Source organism: Pyxidicoccus fallax (assembly GCF_012933655.1).
In the GTDB taxonomy this organism is placed as follows: domain Bacteria; phylum Myxococcota; class Myxococcia; order Myxococcales; family Myxococcaceae; genus Myxococcus; species Myxococcus fallax.
On the sequence record NZ_JABBJJ010000656.1, the window covers coordinates 1 to 2,343 of the forward strand.

Here is a 2,343-nt window from a genome sequence, read left to right on the forward strand (position 1 = left end):
CGGCAGCTTTAGATGTGAATAAGAGACAGGGGTGGGTCCTCAGACCTTGCTCGCGAGGCGAGCATTCGCCTCACGCAAGCGAGCAGACAGGCTTCGGGCGATGTTGACGACGACGAAGGTGAAGCCATCGCCATGGGACTGGCGGAAGGCCCGGAGGTCCTGCGCGGTGAGCTGCAGGAGGTTGGCCGGCGTCTTCGCGCGCACGGTGGCGGAGCGGTACTCCTTGTCGATGAGGCCCATCTCCCCGAAGAACTCGGGGGAGGACAGGACGGTGAGGGGGCGCGCCTCGCCGCCGGGCAGGCGGCGGAGGACCTCCACCTGCCCGTCGACGATGACGAAGAGGCTGTCGCCCAAATCCCCCTCCTCGAAGACGACCTCGCCGGCTCCGAAGCTGCGCACCCGTGCCAGCTCCGCCAGGCGCGTGAGCTCGGCGGGGGAGAGCATCTCGAAGAGGGGTGATGAGGCGATGACGGACAGCTTCTCCATGGTCCCCCCGGGGCCCGGGATGGCGACGACCGGGCCCGGAGCCTACCCCGCCGGAGAGAAGACGAAGGGGTAGGAAACAGCGGTTTCGGAATCGGGCTTGAAGGGGAAGGTCCAGTTGCGAATCGTGGTGCGGATGCAGCTGCCCACCGCCTCGTTGCCCACGGTGTTCTCCTCGATGTCCACGTCGCCGGGCCGGCCGTTGGGCTTGATGACGAAGCGCACCACCACCTTGCCCTTGAGGTTGGGGTTGCGCTTGAGCTCGCGCTCGTAGCAGGCCTGGATGGACTTCAGGCGCGAGCGGACGTAGCGGGCGAGCGCGGTGCGGTCCACGTCGGAGCTCTCCACCTCGGGGGCGGCGTCCTGCACGCGGCCCTGCACCTGGGCCTCCTTCTTGGTGCCCAGGTCCACGTTGCCGCCGCCCTGGGTGCCCACCTCGCCGATGCCCGTCACCTTGCCGGTGCCGCCGCCACGCGGGCCGGTGCCGCCGCCGACGGAGGCCTCGGTGGCCACGCCCACGCCGCCCGCGCCCGCCAGCGCCGTGGCGATGTCGCCGCTGCCGCTGGCGCCGCCGAGCACGTCCGCGAAGGCGCCCTGGCCACCGCCGCTGTTGGAGCCGAGAATCTTGAGCAGGCCCGTGCCGGAGACCTTCTTCGCGATGGCGGCGCGGCGCTCGGTGGCGTCGCCAGCGGGCTTGTCACCCGCGGGCTTGTCCGCCGCCTTCGGCTCGTCGGCCTTCGCTTCCTCCTTGGGAGCCTCGCCCGCGCCGGTGTCTGCGGGCTTGGGAGCCTCCACCGGACGCTGGGGGATGATGGCGCGCACGAAGCGGTCATCCAGCTGGTCCAGGGCGAGCTCGGGCTCCTTGGGGGGCTCGGAGAAGATGATGAGCGTGGCGCCGGAGAAGTGGAGGAAGAGCGAGGCCGCGAGGATGCCGAAGAAGACGCGGTCCATCGTCTTCCACATGCTGACCTTGACGTCGGCGGGCAGCACGGGCTTCGCGTCCTCGGGAGGAGGCGCGACGAACTGGAAGAAGAGGGTGGCGTCCCCCAGCTCGACCTTGCCGCGGGCGCTCTCCTGCAGGGGCAGGACGTAGTGGTCGCCACGGCGGGTGGCCATGCCCTGCGCGCGCAGCGAGTCGAAGTCCACGTCGGAGGAGCCGAGGTTGACGCGGCCCTTCATGGACTCGTCGATGACGAGCTGGAACTGCTGGCCCTGGTTCTCCAGCAGCGAGAAACGGGCCGGCCGGTCGTCGCTCCGGGGGAGGACGATGGTGTTCCGGGCGTCGTGACCGATGGTCACGTTGTCGCGCCGGACGTGGTGCTCCTCGACGATGCGTCCGTTCTGGATGACGCCGACGCGGAGCAGCTTGTTCTGCGGAGTGGCTGCCATGGCTAGAAGGGGTCCTGCTCCACGCTCTTGACGACCTTGGGCACGAAGCTCTCCGTGCGGTTCAGTTCGTCGAAGCTCAGGTTGGAACGGGGAAGGATGTAGAAGGCCTGGGGCTTCTGGATGCGCCCCTCGACCTGGAGGGCTTCCAGGCGGATGACCTTGCGCGGCTTCTTGCCGGTGGACGCGCTCGTGTTGGACGACGACGTGGCGGTGCCCGAGGACGCGGAGTCCTGCGCGAGCACGGGCGCGGCGGCCAGCAGCATGAGGAGGGCGAGAGCGGTGCGCATGGGGTCCTACTGGGATTCTTCGGTGGCGAGCTTACCCGAGCCGGCGGGCTTGGGGGCAGGGGAGGGGTTCGACGTCCCGGCGCGGGCCGGAGTTCCCTTCAAAGGCTTCTTCTTGCTGGCCGTCTTCTTCTGGACCTTGCTGGGAGGAGGAGGCTCCTCGGCGACCGGGGCCGGGGCCGGGGCC

General features: G+C 69.6%; 3 protein-coding genes. All 3 read right to left on the reverse strand.

Annotated features, from left to right (window positions below; all coding sequences use genetic code 11):
• Window positions 1-39 precede the first annotated feature (39 nt).
• Genes HG543_RS53175 through HG543_RS53185 form a run of 3 tightly spaced genes read right to left on the reverse strand, consistent with a single transcriptional unit; the run spans window position 40 to window position 2,159 of the window.
• Complete coding sequence (locus HG543_RS53175) at window positions 40-486, reverse strand: cyclic nucleotide-binding domain-containing protein (RefSeq protein ID WP_169352607.1); 447 nt, start codon at window positions 484-486, stop codon at window positions 40-42.
• A 42-nt stretch (window positions 487-528) separates the two neighbouring features.
• Window positions 529-1,872, reverse strand: a complete 1,344-nt coding sequence (locus tag HG543_RS53180) for an AgmX/PglI C-terminal domain-containing protein (RefSeq protein WP_169352608.1) — start codon at window positions 1,870-1,872, stop codon at window positions 529-531.
• 2 nt (window positions 1,873-1,874) lie between these two features.
• The gene (locus HG543_RS53185) at window positions 1,875-2,159 is read right to left on the reverse strand and encodes a hypothetical protein (RefSeq protein ID WP_169352609.1); all 285 of its coding nucleotides are present in this window, start codon (window positions 2,157-2,159) and stop codon (window positions 1,875-1,877) included.
• Window positions 2,160-2,343: the final 184 nt, after the last annotated feature.

Coding starts and splice junctions, on each gene's coding strand:
- HG543_RS53175 (WP_169352607.1), bottom strand. CDS start 486: ATGGAGAAGCTGTCCGTCATCGCCTCATCACCCCTCTTCGAGATGCTC.
- HG543_RS53180 (WP_169352608.1), bottom strand. CDS start 1,872: ATGGCAGCCACTCCGCAGAACAAGCTGCTCCGCGTCGGCGTCATCCAG.
- HG543_RS53185 (WP_169352609.1), bottom strand. CDS start 2,159: ATGCGCACCGCTCTCGCCCTCCTCATGCTGCTGGCCGCCGCGCCCGTG.